Below are 18,015 nucleotides of genomic sequence, written 5' to 3' on the forward strand. Positions count from 1 at the left end.
GGCCCTTCCTTACACCCTCAGGCGGCGCCTAGGGCGTGGTAGCCGCCGTCGACGTGGACGATCTCGCCGGTGGTGGCCGGGAACCAGTCGGAGAGCAGGGCCAGGCAGGCGCGGGCGGCCGGCTCCTGGTCGGTGAGGTCCCAGGGCAACGGTGCCCGCTCGGACCAGGTCTGCTCGAACTTCTCGAACCCGGGGATCGACTTCGCCGCCATGGTGCGCAGCGGGCCGGCGGCGACCAGGTTGCTGCGGATGCCCTTCGGGCCCAGGTGCATCGCCAGGTAGCGGGAGGCGGACTCCAGCCCGGCCTTGGCCACGCCCATCCAGTCGTAGACCGGCCAGGCCTTGGTGGCGTCGAAGGTCAGCCCGACCACGGCGCCGCCCGGCTGCATCAGCGGGAGCGCCGCCATGGCCAGCGACTTGTACGAGTACGTCGAGACGTGCAGCGCGGTCGCCACGTCGTCCCAGCCGGCGTCGAGGAAGCCGCCACCGAGGCAGCTCTGCGGGGCGAAGCCGATCGAGTGCACCACCCCGTCGAGGCCGTCCACGTGCTGGCGGACGGAGTCGGCGAGACCGGCCAGGTGCTCGGTGTTGGTGACGTCGAGTTCGATCACCGGGGCCGGCTCGGGCAGCCGCTTGGCGATCCGCTCGACCAGGGAGAGCCGGCCGAAACCGGTGAGTACGACCTGCGCACCGTTCTCCTGGGCGAGTTTCGCCACCGAGAAGGCGATCGAGGCGTCGGTGATGACGCCGGTGACCAGCAGTCGCTTACCGGCGAGCAGTCCGGACATGTAGTGGTTCCTCCGTTTTTCTCAGTGACCCATACCCAGGCCGCCGTCGACCGGGATGACGGCGCCGCTGATGTAGCTCGACGCGTCGCCGGCCAGCCAGGTGACCACGCCGGCGACCTCCTCCGCGCTGGCCAGCCGGCCCGCCGGGATGGCCTTGACGTACTCGGCGCGACGCTCCTCGGGCAGCGCGGCGGTCATGTCGGTGTCGATGAAACCGGGCGCGACGACGTTCGCGGTGATGTTGCGGCTGCCCAGCTCCCGGGTGATCGAGCGGGCCACGCCGACCAGGCCGGCCTTGCTCGCCGCGTAGTTGACCTGGCCGGGGCCGCCGTACAGGCCGATCACCGAGGAGATGAAGATCATCCGGCCCCACTTCGCCCGGAGCATCTTCGCCGAGGCCCGCTTGGCGCACCGGAACGAGCCGGTCAGGTTGGTGTCCAGGACCGAGGTGAACTGTTCCTCGGTCATCCGCAGCAGCAGCGTGTCGGCGGTGATCCCGGCGTTGGCGACGAGCACCTCGACCGGCCCCAGCTCCGCCTCGACGGCGGTGAACGCCACGTCGACCGAGGCCGCGTCGGTGACGTCGCACCGCACCCCGAACAGCCCCTCCGGCGCGTCCCCGGAGCGGTGGGTGACCGCAACCCGGTCGCCCTGCTTGGCGAAGGCCTGCGCGATGGCCAGGCCGATCCCCCGGTTGCCGCCGGTCACCAGCACGGTACGGGCCACGGGTCCCCCTCGTTGTTCAGCTGATCCACGTCGGTGGGAGCCTAGGCGTTACCGACAGGTAAGCGCTAACGCAGCGCGCCGTGCCCCCGCCCGCCCTCAGACGATCCGGGAGGTCCAGAGCAGACTGGTCGCCCCGGCGCAGAGCGCCAGCAGCAGTGCGATCCCGGCGTACCACTGGGTGATCTCCCGGGCCTCGGTACGGAACCCGATGGAGCTACCCATGTCCTGGTACACCTGCTTCAGCTCGCTGACCGAGGCCGCCTCGTAGAAGTAGCCCTCGGTGGACTCGGCCAGGTCGGCCAGGGCCATCCGGTCCACCGGCACCCGCTGCGACTGGCCGCCGATGTCCACCCGGCCGGTGTCGGTGCCGAAGGCGATGGTGGAGACCGGCACGTTGGCCGCCTGCGCCGCGGCGGCGGCCTCCTCGACCGACCGGCCGGAGGTGCGGAAACCGTCGGAGAGCAGCACGATCCGGGCCGGTGGGATACCGGCCGCGCCGTCGGCGGGCACCGACCGGATCGCCTCCAGGCAGGTGAAGACCGCCTCACCGGTCGCGGTCGCCTCGGCCAGCACCAGCCCGTCGATCGCGCCGGTCACCGCCGCCCGGTCCTTGCCCGGCGGCACCAGCACGTTCGCCGCCTTGGCGAACGAGACCAACCCCAGGTTGTAGCTCGGGGGCAGCTCGCCGACGAACTGCTTGGCCGCCTCCTGGGCGGCCTCCAACCGGTTCGGCGCGACGTCGTCGGCCTGCATGGAGAGCGAGACGTCGATGGCCAGCATGATGGTGGCCCGCTCCAGCGGCTCGCGGGTGTCCAGCGCCGGCCGGGCCAGCGCGGTGGCGAGCACCAGCAGGCAGAGCAGGAACGCGGTGGCCGGCACGTGCCGGCGCCACCCCAACCCCTTCGGGGCGAGGGTACGCAGCAGGTCGACGTTGCTGAACCGCACCGCGTACGCCCGGCGGTGCAGTTGCCGCCAGAGGTACGCCCCGGCGAGGGCGAACACCGGCAGCACGGCCAGCAGCCACCACGGTTGCAGAAAACGGATCATCGTGTCGTCCCCCTGGTGCGGGCGTGCCGCTGCGCGGCCACGAAACGCACCATGTCGAGCAGCCAGTCGGTGTCGGTACGCAGCCGCAGGTGGGCGGCTCCGGCGGTACGCAGCTCGCGGGCGATCGCCGACCGTTGGGCGGCGGCCGCCTCGGCATACCGCTGGCGCAGTCGTGGGTCCGCGGTCTGCACCTCGTGCAGCTCACCGGTCTCCGGGTCGACGACCGGGAGCACCCCGACGTCGGGCAGCTCCAGCTCCCGCGGATCGACCACCTCGATGGCCAGGACGTCGTGCCGGACCCGCAGCTTCCGGACCGGCCGCCCCCACTGCTGCGGCGGGGCGAGGAAGTCGGAGATGACCACGGCCACCCCCCGCCGACGCGGCGGCCGGTTCAACATGTCCACCAGCACACCCAGGTCACTGCGGCCGGGCCGGACCGGGGTGGCGGCCACGGCCCGCAGCAGCCCCTGCGCCTCCTTGCGTCCGGAGCGGGCCGGTAGTCGCTGGATCGTCCCCGGCCCGGTCGACGTGCGGCCGGCTGGCATGGCACCGGCTGGCGTGGTGCCGGCTGGCGTGGAGTCTGCCGAGGCGGGGCGGCGCCACCACCGGCGGGCCGGCGCGGCAGGCTGGCCGCCGCTGCCGATCACCGCGCCGATCCGGTTTCCGCCCCGCACCGTCAGGTGTGACATCGCCGCCACGGCGGCCACCGCCAGGTCACGCTTGAGCCACCGGCCGGTGCCGAAGTCCAGACTCGCCGACAGGTCCACCGCGAGCCAGGTCTCCAGCTCCCGGTCGGCCACGGTCCGCCGGACGTGCGGGGTCGTCGTGCGCGCGGTCACCGGCCAGTCCATCCGGCGTACGTCGTCACCGGGCCGGTACTCGCGGGACTCCCCCGCCTCGCTGCCCGGACCGGGCAGCAGGCCCGCGTAGTCACCCTGGAGCAGGCCGTCGAGCTTGCGGGAGACCATCAACTGCAGACGGGCCAACACCGCCTCGGTACGCGGCTCGGCGGCCACCGGTCGGGTGGGACCGGTCACGGCAGCTGCCCGGGCCAACCGGCACTACCCGGCGCGCCGGTCGGTGCCGGCGTGGCCTGTTGCCGGGGGGCCACCGACGGCAGCGGGATGGTCGACATCACCCGGTGCACCACGTGGTCGGCGGGTACGTCGTCGGCGAGCGCGTCGTAGCTGAGCACCAGCCGGTGGCGCAGAATGTCGGGGGCGATGTCCTGCACGTCCTGCGGCAGGGCGTAGTCGCGGCCCCGCAGCAACGCCAACGCGCGGGTGGCCCGGACCAGACCGAGCGAGGCGCGCGGACTGGCACCGTACTGGATCAGTTGCGCGACGTCGGGCATGCCGTGCTCCGCCGGGGTACGGGTGGCCAGCACCAGCCGGACCGCGTAGTCGACGAGTGCGTTGTGGACGAATACCTGATCCGCCTTGCGCTGCAGGGTCAGCAGGTCGGTGGTGGTGAAGACCGGCGCCGGCACGGGCGGGGCCACTCCCATCCGGTAGACGATCTCCCGCTCCTCGGCATCGGTCGGATACCCCACCACGATCTTCATCAGGAACCGGTCCCGTTGCGCCTCCGGCAGCGGGTACACGCCCTCCTGCTCGATCGGGTTCTGGGTGGCCATCACCAGGAACGGGTCCGGCACCCGGTGGGACTCGCCGCCGATGGAGACCTGCCGCTCGCTCATCACCTCCAGCAGGGCCGACTGCACCTTGGCCGGGGCCCGGTTGATCTCGTCGGCGAGCAGGAAGTTGACGAACACCGGCCCCAGCTCGACGTCGAACTTCTCGCTTGACTGCCGGTAGATCCGGGTGCCCATGATGTCGGCGGGGACCAGGTCCGGCGTGAACTGCACCCGGGCGAAGGAGCCACCGACCACCCGGGCCATGGTCTCCACGGCGAGGGTCTTGGCCACCCCGGGCACCCCCTCCAGGAGGCAGTGCCCCCGGGCGAGCAGCGCGACGAACATCCGCTCGACCATCCGGTCCTGTCCGACGATCACCCGCTTGATCTCGAAGAGCGCCCGCTCCACCAGGGTGGCGTCCTGCGCCGGCGTCGTCTGCGGTACGGCTCCACCCGGGTACGGCCGCGGGCCGGACGCCCCCGGCTGCGGCCCGGACGCGTCCGGCGTCGGCTGCGGGGCGGACCCGTCCGGCGTGGCCCCGTCGGCCGGGGTCGGGGCGTCGGGTGTGGTCGGCTGGGCCACCGGTCCTCCACAGCGTGATCGGTTGTCGCGGCGTCGTGCCCCACAAGACTCGCATGCCCGGCTGAGAGCCGAGACGCCGGAGAAGCCTTTTCCGCCACGCCGTCCCGACCTGTCCGAAACGCCGACGCGGGTGGACACGAAGGGGTTCGGCGTGTGTACGATTCACCCCGTCGCCGGGCGGCTCCCCCCGTGGTCGCCCGGCGCTCAACCTTCTCCCGAGCGCATCGAGCCGAGTCCTCACGGCCGAGTGCTCACAGCTGAGTGCTCACCGCCAGGGCGCTTCGATCTGAGTGCAGCGATTTGAGCGCGCCGGCCCGCCGAAGCACGCCGATGGTTCCGGGTCCTCGGGCCTGGCCCACCAGAAAAGATCTTGAGGAAAATGCCCCTCCGGGGGTCGTTTTCTTCCAAGATCTTTTGCGTCGACGAGTCCACATCCCGGCAGGTGTCGTGCCACCCGGCAGGGTGTCGTGCCACCCGGACACCTGATCTCCGCGCAGTGCCGGCGACGCGTGGCGCGGATAGAGTGGTCGTGATGACCAGCCCCGCCGAAGAGATCCCGATCTGCTCTGCCCGTGGCTGTCGGGCCCCGGCCGACTGGGCCCTGCGGTGGAACAATCCGCGTCTGCACGACGCCCAGCGGCGCAAGACCTGGATGGCCTGTCCCGAGCACCGACCCACCCTCGCCGACTTCCTCGACGCCCGGGGCTTTCTCCGGGAGGTCGCGCCGGTGGCCGGATCGCCTACCCTCGACACGTGAGCACACCCGACAGATCACCGAAGGTGAGCGACGACGACCTGGCCGGGGTGGCTCCCGCCCCGATCGGTCCCCCGGAGCACGCCCCGATCAGTCCCCTGGAGCCGTGGCCGGCCACCGTACGTTGGCAGTCGATCTCCCGAGACCTGGTCTGGGTGGAGTTGATCCGGCTGGCGATGACCATGGCCTTCCTCGTGGTCGGCCTCGCCGTCGGGTGGGCCCTCACCGGCCACTGGCTCTTCGGTGCCGCGCTCGGCGCCCTCGGCGTGCTCGTCGTCCTGCGGGTGGTGACGATCGTGCGGGCCGTCCGCGCCTGGGGGTACGCCGAACGCGACGACGACCTGCTGGTCCGGCACGGCCTGCTGGTCCGACGGCTCTCCATCGTGCCCTACGCCCGGATGCAGTTCGTCGACGTCAGCGCCGGCCCGCTGGAACGCGCCTTCGACCTGGCCACCGTGCAGCTGCACACCGCCGCCGCGGCCACCGACGCCCGGGTGCCCGGTCTGCGTCCGGCGGAAGCCTCCCGGTTGCGCGACCGGCTCACCGCCCTCGGTGAAGATCGCGCGGAGGGCCTGTGACCGCCCCGCACGGACCTGACGGGCCGACGGGTGATCGTGATCCCGCCGGGGCGGCCTGGCCGGTGCACGGCACCACCGACGCCGACCGCCCCACCACCGACGCAGGCTGGCCCACCGAGGGGAGCACCGACACAGGCCGGCCCACCGACACAGGCTGGTCCGCCCACGGCAGCACCGACACCGACCGCCCCGCCGCTGGCGTCACCGACGCAGGCTGGCCGGCGGGTCCGCCGGAACAGCCCGGGCCGCCCGGACCGCAGGCGCCACAAGGACAACAAGGACCACATGGACAGCCCCGACCACAGGGACCGCAAGCGCCACACGGACAGCAAGCGCCACACGGACAGCAGGCACCACACGGACAGCAGGCGCCACATGGGCAGCCGGGGGCGTACGGGCAGCCGGTGGTCGAGCCCCGGCAGCGGTTGCATCCGCTGAGCCCGGCCCTGCACGGGGCCAAGTCGCTGGTCGTGGTGATCGCGGGGCTGTCCTGGTCGACGCTGTCCCGGGTGGGCTTCGGCTGGTTCGCGGCGATGGTCGCCGTGCTGGCCCTGGGGGCCACCGTGCTCGCCGTGGTCAGCTGGTTCAACACCGGATACCACGTGGTCGGGCGCGAGCTACGGGTCTACGAGGGCCTGCTGTGGCGTCGTACCCGGGCCATCCCGCTGGAACGGCTCCAGGCCGTCGAGGTGGTCCGGCCGTTGCTCGCCCAGCTCACCGGGTTGGCCGAGCTGCGCCTGGAGGTGGTCGGTGGCGGCAAGACCGAGGCCCCGCTGGCCTACCTGAGTGTGGCCGACGCCGCCGCGTTGCGCGGTCGGCTGCTCGCCCTGGCCGGTACCGTCCACCCGGTGTCGCCGGCCAGCACACCGGACGAGACGCCGGGTGCCGCGCCCGTCCCGCCGGTCGGTCGGCCCCTGCACGCGGTACGCAACCAGGATCTGCTGGTCAGCCAGCTGCTCACCCCGCAGGCGTTCCTGTTGCCCTTCGGCGTGGCCTTCGTCGTGGCGCAGTTCCTCTCCGAGGGGTCCTGGTCGTTCATCGCGGTGGCCAGCACGCTCACCGCGATGGCCGGGGTGCTGCTGCAACCGGTCCGCCGGGTGCTCGACGACTGGTCGTTCCGGATCGGGCACGACGGTGAGGTGCTGCGGATCCGCAACGGCCTGGTGGAGACCCGCGCCCAGACCGTGCCGCTCAACCGGGTGCAGGCTCTCGGGGTCACCTGGCCGTTGCTCTGGCGGATGAAGGGCTGGCTGCGGCTGCGGCTGGAGGTCGCCGGCTACTCCGCGGGCGAGGCCGACGACCGTAACCGGCCGGACCGGCTGCTGCCGGTCGGCGACGTGGCCACCGGCGAGATGATCGTGGCCGAGGTGCTGCCGGGGGTGCGCCTGGGCGGGTTGCCGTTGACCCCGCCGCCGCCCCGGGCGCGGTGGCTGAACCCGCTGAGCCGGTCCCGGCTCGGTGCCGGCCTCACCGACGAGGTGTTCGCCAGTCGATCCGGCCTGCTCACCCGGCAGCTCGCGCTGGTGCCGTACGCCCGGATCCAGAGCGTGCGGGTGGTGCAGGGCCCGGTTCAGCGCCGGCTCGGCCTGGCCACGGTGCACGCGGACACCGCCGGTGGGGCGGGCGCGGCGGCCCAGGACCGGGACCTGGCCGAGGCCTGGGCGTTGGCGGCGGAGCTGACCGCACGCTCGCACGCCTCCCGGCGCATCGTCCGCTGATCCCGCCGCAGCCGCACCCGGTCGTCCACGGCAGCGGCCGTACCGGTGTCGTTCGCCTGAGCCGCGCCGGCGGGCGCGGACTACTTCGCCGGGCTGGACGCCGGCTCGCCGGCGTCGCCGGTTGCCGTCGTGGCCGAAGTCGGCGTCGAGGTCGGTGCAGTCGGTGCAGTCGGTGCAGTCGGTGCCGACAACGCAGGAGCCGGCTCCGACGCCGGTGGTGGCTCCGACGCCGGTGGTGACTGCGGGTCGTGGTCGGGGCCCGGGGGGCCGTCGGCCGGCCTCCGCCGACCGCGTCGGGCCGCCCACCAGCGTTCGGCCAGCCCGACCACCAGGAAGGTCAGCCCCACGTACGCCCAGCCCACCAGGACGTCGATCACGTAGTGCTCACCGGAGTAGACCAGGGTCAGGGTCATCGCCAGCGGGTACGCGAACAGCAGTGGCCACCAGCGCCGGCGTACCGACGGCAGGAAGAAGACCACGACGAAGAGCGCCCAGGCGGTGTGCAGCGACGGCATGGCGGCCACCGGGTTCGAGGCGATCTGCCCGGCGTTGAGCAGGTTGCCCGCGCCGCCCATGCCGAAGGCCCGCCAGCCTCGGGTGGAGATCCGGGCGACCTCTTCCAGCAGGCCGTACTGGGCCGCCCACCACGGCGGCGCGGCCGGGTAGAGGAAGTAGGTGGCCAGGCCCGAGGCGCAGAGGAACCCGAACCGGCTCATGTACGCGATCCAGCGTTCCCGGTTGCGCATCCAGAGCACCGCGGCGGCGGCGAGGGCCACCACGAAGTGCGAGAAGTAGACCCAGCTGGCCGCGATGTCCCACCACTGCAGCTCCGGCCGGTAGAAGCGCTCCTGCAGCCAGATGGTGGGCACCTCGCCACCGGTGGCCCAGCCGAACATCACCAGGTCGGCGACGATCAGCTCGTACGAGTGCGGGGTCGCGCCGTTGTCGGCGAAGCCACGGGAGAGGTTGTAGAGCGCGAGAAGAATGACCACCGGCGCCCAGTCCCGGCCGAAGCGGAGATGGTCACGCCACGGGCGGGCCGAGTTCCAGGCGATGGTCCCCGCCCAGATCCAGACGAAGGCGTACACCGGGTCGGTGGGCAGACCGATGGTCAGCCAGCAGACGACGAAGGCGACGCTCCAGATCGCCATGGCGATCACGCGGCGTCGGCCTCCGTCGGGCGACGCCGACGGGTCCGTGCGGGCGGGGGGCTGGGGGTCAGTCACGACGGCCATCGCGGTCAAGGTTAACGGCGTGGGTCGCATCGATGGACGCCGACCACCGGGTTGGCGGATGACGGCAGGTCCCACGGCTACCCCGGGCACGGTCGGCCGGCCTAGGCTGGTGGCCATGCCGGAGCATTCCCTCACCCCCGGACTGGGCGCCCGCGTCGAGCTGACCGTGACCGAGGCCGACACCGCGCAGTCGGTCGGTTCCGGCGACGTGCCGGTGCTGGGTACGCCCCGGGTCCTGGCGTTGGCGGAGGCGGCGACGGTGGCGGCGACCGTGACCGGGCTGCCATCCGGCCTGACCAGCGTCGGGGTCCGCGCCGAGCTGACCCACCGGCTGCCCACCCCGGTGGGCCGTACGGTGGTGGCGCAGGCCCGGCTGGCCGAGGTCGACGGGCGGCGGCTGCTGTTCGAGGTGACGGTCAGCGACGGCGACGAGGTGGCGGCCCAGGTACGGATCGAACGGACGGTGGTGGACCGGCAGCGTTTCGTCGCCCGGGCCACCGGCTCGTCGTGACGCTGCGGTTCACCGAGGCCGCCGACCGGGTGTACGTGCTGCGCGAGCCGATGCTGGAGGTCAACGTCACGCTGGTCGTCGGCGACGGCGCGGCGCTGCTGGTGGACACCCTCTCCACCGCCGGGCAGGCCGCCGAGCTGGCCGCCGCCGTCCGGACGGTCACCACCGGGCCGTTGACGGTGGTCAACACCCACCACCACTTCGACCACTGCTTCGGCAACCGCACCCTCGCCGCCGACCCGCCCCGCCCGGTGTACGCGCACACCTCGGTCGTCGCGGCGCTGCGGGACCGTCCGGACCGGGTACGCCGGGCCGCGGTCGAGGAGATGCGCGCCAGCCAGCCGGCTCTCGCCGTCGAGCTGGCCCGCACGGCGCTGCTGGCCCCGACCGAGCCGGTCGAGGTCCAGACGGTGCTCGACGTGGGCGGCCGGCGGGTGCTGCTGCGCCATCCCGGCCCCGGGCACACCGCCGGTGACCTGGTGGTGCAGCTGCCCGACGTCGACGTGCTGGTGGCCGGGGACCTGGTCGAGTCGGCCGGCCCGCCGGACTTCGCCGACGCGTACCCCCTGCGGTGGCCGGACGCGGTCGCGGACCTGCTGCGGCTGACGGGCCCGGGGACGGTCGTGGTGCCGGGGCACGGCCCGCTGGTCGACGTCGGGTTCGTCCGCACCCAGCACGCCCGGCTCACCGAGCTGGCCGGGCTGATCCGGGCCGCGCACGCTGCCGGCGACCCACCGGAGCGGGTGGCCGAGGTGGCCCCGTTCGGCACCAGGGCCGGCCTCGACGCGGCCCGGCGGGGCTTCGCCCAGCTCGACGGGGTCGACTGAGCCGTGGCCAGGCAGACCGGCCGGTCGGGCCCGAGAGCCACGCGGGGCACCCTGGAGCTGGCCCTGCGGGTCGGTGAGGCGCTGCTGACCAGCGGTGCCGGATCGGCCGACGTGGTGGCGGCGATGCTGCGGATCGCCGCCTCCTACGGCGTCTCCTCCTGCACCGTCGACGTCACCTTCACCTCGATCACCGTCGCCGCCGCGCAACCCGGTGACGAGCCGCCGTTGAGCCTGCTGAAGGTGGTGCAGGTCCGCGCCACCGACTACACCCGACTGGACCGGCTGCACGAGTTCGCCCACCGCCTGGGCGCGGCCCGGCAACCATTGGATGACGCCCACCGTGAGCTCGACGGCATTCTCGCCCCGCCGCCGGCGTACCGGAGCTGGTTGGCCACCGCGGCGGCGGCCGGCCTGGCCGCCTCGGTGGCCGTGCTGCTCGGCGGCGGGGCCCTCACCGCGGTCGTCGCCGCCGTGGCCAGTGCCCTGGCCGACCGGACGCTGCGCCTGCTGACCCGGTTCGGCCTGCCCTCGTTCTTCCAGCACGCCGCCGGAGCGGCCATCGTGTCGCTGGCCCCGATCGTCCTGCTCCTGTTCACCCGGCACACCGGCGTCGCCCTGGACGCGCCGCCGTCGCTGGTGGTCGCCGCCGGCCTGGTCGTGTTGCTGGCCGGATTGTCCCTGGTCGGGGTGGCGCAGGACGCGATCAACGGATACCTGGTGACCGCCTCGGCGCGGGTGCTCGACGTCCTCATCCCCACCGCCGGCATCGTCGCCGGCATCGGCACGGTGCTGGACCTGGCCCAGGCCGCCGACGTGCCGCTGCGGCTGGCCGCCGTGCCGGGACGGGCGGTGCCGTTGTGGGGACAGGCCCTGGCCGCAGCCGCCGCAGCGGCCTGTTGGGCGCTGTCCGGGCACGCCCGTCGGCGGGCGGTGCTGCTGGCCGCGGTGGGCGGGGCGGGGGCCCAACTGACCTACGTCGCCGCTTTCCGGGCCGGTCTCGGCGCGGCGACCGCGAGCTTCGTCGCGGCGCTCGTGGTGGGCATGCTGGTCACGGTGGTCACCCGCCGCCTGTCGATGGCTCCGGTCGTCGGGTACGCCTGCTCGATCGTGCCGTTGCTGCCCGGCGTGGCGCTCTACCGGGGCATGTTCGAGGTGGTGCACGGCACCCCGCTGGGCGGCACCCAACTCGTGCAGGTGGCCATGGTCGGGCTCGCCCTCGGCGCGGGGGGTGACGCTCAGCGAGTTCCTGATCACGCCGCTGCTGGGCCGGCAGGACCGGTGGGACCGGTGGGACCGCCGGGTCCGGCGTCGGGCCAGGGGCTCCCGGTACTGACCCGCCGGACCACCGGCGGAGGGCTCACCCGCCCGGCCAGCCTGTTCGGGTCCAAGACCGGCGTCCCCGCTCAGCCAGGAAGCCTGTGCGGTACGGGACCGGCGTCCCGCTCAGCCCGGGAAGCGGGCCTGCACCTGGGCCCGGGTGGGCATGGCGGTGGCCCCGCCCGGGGACTCGCAGACCGTGGCGGCGACCCGCAGCGCGAACGCCACCCGGTCGACCCACCCGTCCGGTCCGGCCGGCTCACCGTCGGCCAGCAGGTCGGCCATCAGGGCTGCCATCACCGAGTCGCCGGCGCCGGTGGCGTCCACCGCCTCGATCTTCGGTGCCGGCACCCGGACCAGCTCCGGACCGGAGGCGACCAGCGCGCCGTCCGCGCCGAGGGTGACCACGACGGTTTCCGCGCCCAACTCCCGCAGGTACGCCGCGACCGACTCCACCGGCTGGTCGGGATAGAGCAGCTCGGCGTCGGCGGTGCTCAGCTTCACCAGGTGGGCGCTGGCGGCGAACTCGGCCACCACCGCGCGCAGGTCCGCCAGCGCGGTCGGGCCGGTCAACAGCCGGGGCCGGACGTTCGGGTCGAAGACCCGCCGACCGGTGTGCAGCGACCAGGCCCGCCGGGCGGCGGCGAGGGTGGCCGGGCAGAGCAGCACGATCGACCCGCAGTACAGCACCTCGGCGCCGGAGACCAGCTCCGCGTCCAGCTGGTCGGCGTCGAGCAGGCCGTACGACGGCGGCTCGCCGTAGAAGCGGAAGTCCGGCTCCGGACCGGAGAAGGTGGCCACCGCCAGGGCGGTCGGCGCGGCGACGGTCACCGCTCCGGCCAGGCCGACGCCCGCCCCGGTCAGGAAGGCACGGATCCGCCCGGCGAGCACGTCGTCGCCGAGCGAGCCGACGAACTGCACCGTACCGCCGAGGCGGGCCACGCCGACGGCCACGTTGAGCGGGCCACCACCGATCGCCTGCCGGTAGACGGGCGCTCCGTCGTACTCGGTGTCGAGCAGGTCGACCAACGCCTCGCCGAGCACCACCGCGTGTCCCATCCCGGTCCCTTCCTCGCCCTGGCGTCCCGGATGCCCTCGTCCGTTCCCCGCCGAGGTCACCGTACCGGGGCGGGGGCGGGCACCCGGCGGACGGGTTGACTGTCGCCCCGGCCGGCGATCCGCAGCATCCGTGGCATCGAAGGCGGACTATTGCGGGTGACGTGCTCGGCGTGGTGAGATGGGGTCAGTCGGATGGTGCGGGGGGCTGCCGCGCCATCGATCCGGGTTGAGTCACACGCGAGGGCATCCGGTCCGTGATGCGGGCCGCACGCGACACGTGCTCGTCCGGCCCCCTCATCGGGCCGCAGCGCGTCACCGCGAACATCACCACCGTTCGTCACAGCGGGGCTGGTCCACCACGGCCGCCCCCGCGAGTCAGGAGAACCCCTGTGACCCGTTCCCGCACGGCCGCCCTGCTCACCGCGGCCGCCACCCTCGCCGTCGGCGCTCTCACCGTGGTGATCAGCCCGTCGCCGGCCGCCGCACACGGCGCCGCCATGACCCCCGGCAGCCGCACCTACCTGTGCTGGCAGGACGGTCTCAGCAGCACCGGTGAGATCCGGCCGCAGAACCCGGCCTGCACCGGCGCGGTCAACGAAAACGGCGCCAACTCCCTCTACAACTGGTTCAGCGTGCTGCGCTCGGACGCCGGTGGCCGGACGACCGGCTTCATCCCGGACGGCAAGCTGTGCAGCGGCGGCAACCCGGGCTTCAGCGGCTACGACGCGGCACGCAACGACTGGCCGCTGACCCACCTCACCGCCGGCCGGCAGATGGAGTTCAAGTACTCCAACTGGGCGCACCACCCGGGCACCTTCTACTTCTACGTCACCAAGAACAGCTGGAGCCCGACCCGCCCGCTGGCCTGGAGTGACCTGGAGGAGCAGCCGTTCCTGCAGGTGACCAACCCGCCGCAGCGCGGCGCGGTGGGCAGCAACGACGGCCACTACTACTTCAGCGGCAACCTGCCGGCCAACAAGAGCGGCCGGCACATCATCTACTCCCGCTGGGTCCGCTCGGACAGCCAGGAGAACTTCTTCGGCTGCTCGGACGTGACCTTCGACGGCGGCAACGGCGAGGTCACCGGGATCCGGGGCGGCAGCAACCCGCCCACCACGCCCCCGACGACCCCGCCGACCACTCCCCCCACGACCCCGCCGACCACTCCCCCCACCACGCCGCCGACGACCCCGCCGGGGCACAGCGGTGACTGCATGGCGGTCTACAAGGTCACCGGCAGCTGGTCCGGTGGTCTCCAGGGCGAGGTGGAGATCATGAACCACACCGCCTCCACCTGGTCGGGCTGGACGGCGAGCTGGACCCTGCCGCCGGGCCAGACGATCCAGAGCGTGTGGAACGGCACGTCGAGCGTCTCCGGGTCGACCGTCACCGTGACCAACGCCGGCCACAACGGCAGGATCGCGCCGGAGGGCAAGACCTCCTTCGGCTTCGTCGCCGGCAACACCGGCCAGGGCGGCCTGCCGACCGTCACCTGCAGCGGCAGGTGAGCTGACAGACCCGTCACCTGCAGCGGCAGGCGAGCTGACCGGTCATCACCCGCCGCAGCGGGTGGGCTGAGCAGCAGTACGGCACGACGTGGGGGCCGCTCCGGCAACGGAGCGGCCCTCACTGTCAAACAACAACTCGTCGGCTCAGCGCACCATCGAGCCGACCACCGGCTTGGTCAGCAGCGCGGACTGGTTGCGTTGGATCCCCGGGTCGAGGGTCTTCGCCACGAAGATCGCGTGCCAGACGCAGAAGATCAGCACCGTCCACACCTTGCGGGAGTGGTCGGCCTCCTCCCGCTTGTGCTCGTCCAGCAGCCGCATCGCGTACTGCAGGTCGATCAGGTCACCGGCGCCGGAGTTGGACAGCACCCAGCGGGCCCACTCGTACATCTCGCCGCGCAGCCAGACCCGGGTCGGGGTCGGGAAGCCGAGCTTCTTGCGGTTGACGATGGCCGGCGGGACCACCCCCTGCAGGGCCTGGCGCATGGCGTACTTGGTGGCCTCGGAGCGCGGCGGCAGCTTCAGGTCCACCGGGATGGTGGCCGCCACGTCGAAGACCTCCTTGTCCAGGAACGGCACCCGCACCTCCAGCGAGTGCGCCATGGAGATCCGGTCGGCCTTGACCAGGATGTCGCCGCGCAGCCAGGTGTAGAGGTCGACGTACTGCATCTTGGTGACGTCGTCCAGCTCGGTGCACTCGGCGTAGATCGGGGCGGTGACGTCGGTGTAGCGCACCGAGGGGTCGTAGCGACGCAGCAGGTGCTGCTTCTCCTCCTCGGTGAACATCCGGGCGTTGCCGTAGTACCGCTGCTCGATCGGGGTGGTGCCGCGCTCCAGGAAGCTCTTGCCCTTGACCCCCTGCGGGATCGCCTTGGAGACCGCCCGCAGGCCCTTCTGCACCCCGCCCGGCAGGCCGTTGACGGAGCCCAGCGAGAGCGGCTCCCGGTAGATCGTGTACCCGCCGAAGAACTCGTCCGCGCCCTCACCGGAGAGGACCACGGTGACGTGCTCGGCGGCCTTCTTGGCCACGAAGTAGAGCGGCACCAGGGCCGGGTCGGCCACCGGGTCGTCGAGGTGCCAGATGATCTTCGGCAGGGCGTCGATCATGTCCTGCGGCCCGATCTTGGTCGGGATGGTGGTGACGTCGAGGTGCCGGGCGGAGTCCTGGGCGACGTCGATCTCGGAGTACCCGGGCACGTCGTAGCCGACGGTGAAGGTGAGGATGTTCGGGTTGAACTCCCGGGCCAGGGCCACCACGGCGGTCGAGTCGATCCCGCTGGACAGGAAGGAGCCCACCGGCACGTCGGAGCGCATGTGCATCCGGACGCTCTCCCGCAGCGTCTCCCGGATCTCGTGGTACAGCCGCTGCTCGTCGGAGACCGGGGCGGGGCGGAACACCGGCCGGTACCAGCGGCGCACGTCGAGCCGGCCGCCGGGGCTCCAGCTGAAGTACTCCCCCGAGCCGATCCGGTTGATGCCCCGGTGCAGGGTGCCCGGCTCCGGCACGTACTGCAGGGTCAGGTAGTGCGAGAGGTTCGCGGTGTCGATGCCGGCGTCCCCGGCGTACGCCGACTGGGCGAAGGGCAGCAGGGCCTTCTTCTCCGAGGCGAGGTAGAGCCCGTCGGCGGTCTCCAGGTAGTGCAGCGGCTTGATGCCGAAGTTGTCCCGGGCACCGAAGGCCCGGCGTTCCTGGCGGTCCCAGATGACGAAGGCGAACATCCCGCGCAGCCGGGTGAGCACCTGCTCGCCCCAGTAGTGGTAGCCGGCGACGATCACCTCGCCGTCACCGGCGGTGGCGAACTGGGCGCCGTACTGGCGGATCAGCTCCTCGCGCAGCTCGATGTAGTTGTAGATCTCACCGTTGAAGGTGAGCAGGTAACGACCGCCCGCGTACGACAGCGGCTCTTGGCTGGAGGCCACGTCGATGATGGCCAGCCGCTTGTGGGCGAAGACCCCGTCCGCGTACCGGCCACTGGCGTCGCCGACAACCTCCACCCCTGTCTCGTCCGGTCCGCGGTGGTGCAGGCATTCCAGCGCCCCCGCGATGTGGTCGCGGTGGGCGGCGGCGTTGCCGTTCGCGCTGAAGAAGGCCAGGAGTCCGCACATGGTGGACATCTTTCCACGCGTCCACAGCGACCGTCGCAGCACCGCAGGGTCTCCGCCCGGGCGCGGGCCCGGGTACCGTCTGGACAGCGAGGCGACGCGAAGGAGCTCTGATCATGACCGAGCAGCGCACCGGCGGCCAGCCGGCGGACGGCACCGAGTCACACGACCCGGACTTCCCGGAGGCGTTCCTGTCGTTCATGCGGCAGGGCTGGCAGGACAGCACACTGCCGGTCCAACCCCGGTCGGAGGTGCCCGACCACGCCAAACGCCGCGCGGCGCTCTCCGCCGCCTTCCCCGGGGAGACCCTGGTCATCCCGACCGGCGGCGAGAAGGTACGCGCCAACGACACCGACCACCCGTTCCGCCCGGGCAGCGACTTCGCGTACCTGACCGGCGACCACGACCCGGACAGCGTGCTGGTGCTGCGGCCCAACGGCTCCGGGCACGACGCCACCCTGTTCATGCGGCCCCGCTCGTCCCGGCTGACCGACGAGTTCTTCCGCAGCCGCCACGGTGAGCTGTGGGTGGGCCGCCGGCACACGCTGGCCGAGAAGTCGACCGAGCTGGGGCTGCCGACGGCCGACCTGACCGAGCTGGAGGCGACGCTGGCCCGGCTCGCGCCAGCGCGTACCCGGGTGTTGCGGGGTTTCGACGCCGAGGTGGACGCGGCCGTACGTCGCTACGACGGCCCCCGTGAGGACGGGCAGCCGAGCCGGGACCGGGAGCTGGCCATCGCGATCTCCGAGCTGAAGCTGGTCAAGGACGAGTGGGAGATCGCCCAGCTCCAGGACGCGATCGACGCCACGGTACGCGGCTTCGAGGACGTGGCCCGGGTGCTGCCGGCCGACCGGGGCGTCTCCGAGCGGCTGCTGGAGGGCGTCTTCGCGCTGCGGGCCCGGCACGACGGCAACGACGTCGGCTACAGCTCGATCGTCGGTGCCGGCGAGCACGCCACGATCCTGCACTGGGTGCACAACCACGGCGTCACCCGGCCGGGTGAGTTGCTGTTGATGGACATGGGGGTGGAGGGACGCAACCTCTACACCGCCGACGTCACCCGGGTGCTGCCGGTCGACGGCCGCTTCACCGCGCTGCAGCGCCAGGTCTACGACATCGTGTACGCCTCACAGCAGGCCGGCATCGACGTCATCAAACCGGGGGTGGCGTTCAAGGACGTCCACCTGACCTGCATGCGGGTGCTCGCCGAGGGGCTGGCCGAACTGAGGCTGCTGCCGGTGAGCGTGGACGAGGCGATGGACGAGAAGTCCCAGGTCTACCGGCGGTGGACGCTGCACGGCTTCGGCCACATGCTCGGGCTCGACGTGCACGACTGCGCCAACGCCCGCAAGGAGCGCTACCGCGACGGCACCCTGGGCGAGGGGTACGTGCTCACCGTGGAGCCGGGGCTCTACTTCCAGCCGGAGGACGAGCTGGTCCCCGCCGAGCTGCGCGGGGTGGGCATCCGGATCGAGGACGACGTGCTGGTCACCGCGGACGGCGCGCGGAACCTGTCGGCCGGCCTGCCGCGCGCCGCCGACGAGGTGGAGAGCTGGCTGGCGCAGCAGCGCGAGGCAGGTCCCCGGCTGCCCGGCTGACCGCACCGACCGTCCGGTCACCAGGCCC

15 protein-coding genes and 1 pseudogene are annotated in these 18,015 nt (G+C 72.7%); 8 read left to right on the top strand and 8 right to left on the bottom strand.

The window, feature by feature from the left end; genetic code table 11:
• Positions 1–17: 17 nt before the first annotated feature.
• From fabI to ACN28G_RS15645, 5 genes are all read right to left on the bottom strand, one after another.
• Positions 18–788, bottom strand: coding sequence for an enoyl-ACP reductase FabI (gene fabI, locus ACN28G_RS15625; RefSeq protein ID WP_421479515.1), 771 nt, complete (start codon positions 786–788; stop codon positions 18–20).
• Positions 789–809: 21 nt separating this feature from the next.
• Positions 810–1,514 carry a 3-oxoacyl-ACP reductase FabG gene (fabG, locus tag ACN28G_RS15630; protein ID WP_421479516.1) on the bottom strand — a complete coding sequence of 235 codons (705 nt, stop codon included), beginning with the start codon at positions 1,512–1,514 and terminating at the stop codon, positions 810–812.
• A 96-nt stretch (positions 1,515–1,610) separates the two neighbouring features.
• Positions 1,611–2,561: a VWA domain-containing protein gene (locus ACN28G_RS15635; protein ID WP_091440604.1), complete on the bottom strand. Its 951-nt coding sequence runs from the start codon at positions 2,559–2,561 to the stop codon at positions 1,611–1,613.
• Positions 2,558–3,616, bottom strand: a complete 1,059-nt coding sequence (locus ACN28G_RS15640) for a DUF58 domain-containing protein (protein WP_421479517.1) — start codon at positions 3,614–3,616, stop codon at positions 2,558–2,560. The genes ACN28G_RS15635 and ACN28G_RS15640 overlap by 4 nt, the downstream gene beginning before the upstream one ends.
• Positions 3,595–4,779: an AAA family ATPase gene (locus ACN28G_RS15645; protein WP_091440612.1), complete on the bottom strand. Its 1,185-nt coding sequence runs from the start codon at positions 4,777–4,779 to the stop codon at positions 3,595–3,597. Before ACN28G_RS15645 ends, ACN28G_RS15640 begins: the two co-directional genes overlap by 22 nt.
• Before the next feature lie 532 nt (positions 4,780–5,311).
• On the opposite strand from ACN28G_RS15645, the gene ACN28G_RS15650 reads away from it, so the two are divergent.
• From ACN28G_RS15650 to ACN28G_RS15660, 3 genes are all read left to right on the top strand, one after another.
• The gene (locus tag ACN28G_RS15650; RefSeq protein WP_091446686.1) at positions 5,312–5,536 is read left to right on the top strand and encodes a hypothetical protein; all 225 of its coding nucleotides are present in this window, start codon (positions 5,312–5,314) and stop codon (positions 5,534–5,536) included.
• A 23-nt stretch (positions 5,537–5,559) separates the two neighbouring features.
• Positions 5,560–6,111 (top strand): PH domain-containing protein, encoded by a 552-nt coding sequence (locus ACN28G_RS15655; protein ID WP_373868320.1) that lies wholly within the window; start codon positions 5,560–5,562, stop codon positions 6,109–6,111.
• Between the two features lie 404 nt (positions 6,112–6,515).
• Positions 6,516–7,829: a PH domain-containing protein gene (locus ACN28G_RS15660; protein ID WP_091440619.1), complete on the top strand. Its 1,314-nt coding sequence runs from the start codon at positions 6,516–6,518 to the stop codon at positions 7,827–7,829.
• A gap of 80 nt (positions 7,830–7,909) precedes the next feature.
• Here the strand turns inward: ACN28G_RS15660 and ACN28G_RS15665 are convergent, their stop codons facing one another.
• The gene (locus tag ACN28G_RS15665) at positions 7,910–9,064 is read right to left on the bottom strand and encodes a phosphatase PAP2 family protein (protein WP_421479518.1); all 1,155 of its coding nucleotides are present in this window, start codon (positions 9,062–9,064) and stop codon (positions 7,910–7,912) included.
• A 115-nt stretch (positions 9,065–9,179) separates the two neighbouring features.
• On the opposite strand from ACN28G_RS15665, the gene ACN28G_RS15670 reads away from it, so the two are divergent.
• From ACN28G_RS15670 to ACN28G_RS15680, 3 genes and pseudogenes are all read left to right on the top strand, one after another.
• A complete protein-coding gene (locus ACN28G_RS15670) occupies positions 9,180–9,575 on the top strand; it encodes a thioesterase family protein (protein ID WP_421479519.1) in 396 nt (131 codons plus the stop codon).
• Positions 9,572–10,402 (top strand): MBL fold metallo-hydrolase, encoded by an 831-nt coding sequence (locus ACN28G_RS15675; protein ID WP_421479520.1) that lies wholly within the window; start codon positions 9,572–9,574, stop codon positions 10,400–10,402. The genes ACN28G_RS15670 and ACN28G_RS15675 overlap by 4 nt, the downstream gene beginning before the upstream one ends.
• Before the next feature lie 3 nt (positions 10,403–10,405).
• Positions 10,406–11,617 (top strand): annotated as a pseudogene (locus tag ACN28G_RS15680) (threonine/serine ThrE exporter family protein); the annotation flags it as partial.
• Between the two features lie 228 nt (positions 11,618–11,845).
• Here ACN28G_RS15680 and ACN28G_RS15685 read toward each other — a convergent pair.
• Entirely contained in the window at positions 11,846–12,778 is a 933-nt protein-coding gene (locus ACN28G_RS15685) for a carbohydrate kinase family protein (protein WP_091440628.1), read from the bottom strand.
• A gap of 389 nt (positions 12,779–13,167) precedes the next feature.
• Between ACN28G_RS15685 and ACN28G_RS15690 the strand changes: the two genes are divergently transcribed.
• Positions 13,168–14,286 (top strand): lytic polysaccharide monooxygenase, encoded by a 1,119-nt coding sequence (locus ACN28G_RS15690; RefSeq protein ID WP_229688197.1) that lies wholly within the window; start codon positions 13,168–13,170, stop codon positions 14,284–14,286.
• A 144-nt stretch (positions 14,287–14,430) separates the two neighbouring features.
• On the opposite strand, the gene asnB is transcribed toward ACN28G_RS15690, so the two are convergent.
• Positions 14,431–16,392 carry an asparagine synthase (glutamine-hydrolyzing) gene (asnB, locus tag ACN28G_RS15695; protein WP_091446696.1) on the bottom strand — a complete coding sequence of 654 codons (1,962 nt, stop codon included), beginning with the start codon at positions 16,390–16,392 and terminating at the stop codon, positions 14,431–14,433.
• 113 nt (positions 16,393–16,505) lie between these two features.
• Here asnB and ACN28G_RS15700 point away from each other — a divergent pair, with 113 nt between their 5' ends.
• On the top strand, positions 16,506–17,987 hold the full coding sequence (locus ACN28G_RS15700; protein ID WP_421479521.1) for an aminopeptidase P family protein: 1,482 nt from the start codon (positions 16,506–16,508) through the stop codon (positions 17,985–17,987).
• Positions 17,988–18,015: the final 28 nt, after the last annotated feature.

Origin of the sequence: Micromonospora sp. WMMA1923 (genome assembly GCF_049179195.1) — a bacterium.
In the GTDB taxonomy this organism is placed as follows: Bacteria; Actinomycetota; Actinomycetes; order Mycobacteriales; family Micromonosporaceae; genus Micromonospora; species Micromonospora yangpuensis.

What these genes read in the sequence shown, in the direction of transcription:
- fabI (WP_421479515.1), bottom strand. Translation starts at nt 788, where the DNA reads ATGTCCGGACTGCTCGCCGGTAAGCGACTGCTGGTCACCGGCGTCATC.
- ACN28G_RS15635 (WP_091440604.1), bottom strand. Translation starts at nt 2,561, where the DNA reads ATGATCCGTTTTCTGCAACCGTGGTGGCTGCTGGCCGTGCTGCCGGTG.
- ACN28G_RS15650 (WP_091446686.1), top strand. Translation starts at nt 5,312, where the DNA reads ATGACCAGCCCCGCCGAAGAGATCCCGATCTGCTCTGCCCGTGGCTGT.
- ACN28G_RS15665 (WP_421479518.1), bottom strand. Translation starts at nt 9,064, where the DNA reads ATGGCCGTCGTGACTGACCCCCAGCCCCCCGCCCGCACGGACCCGTCG.
- ACN28G_RS15670 (WP_421479519.1), top strand. Translation starts at nt 9,180, where the DNA reads ATGCCGGAGCATTCCCTCACCCCCGGACTGGGCGCCCGCGTCGAGCTG.
- ACN28G_RS15685 (WP_091440628.1), bottom strand. Translation starts at nt 12,778, where the DNA reads ATGGGACACGCGGTGGTGCTCGGCGAGGCGTTGGTCGACCTGCTCGAC.
- asnB (WP_091446696.1), bottom strand. Translation starts at nt 16,392, where the DNA reads ATGTGCGGACTCCTGGCCTTCTTCAGCGCGAACGGCAACGCCGCCGCC.
- ACN28G_RS15700 (WP_421479521.1), top strand. Translation starts at nt 16,506, where the DNA reads ATGACCGAGCAGCGCACCGGCGGCCAGCCGGCGGACGGCACCGAGTCA.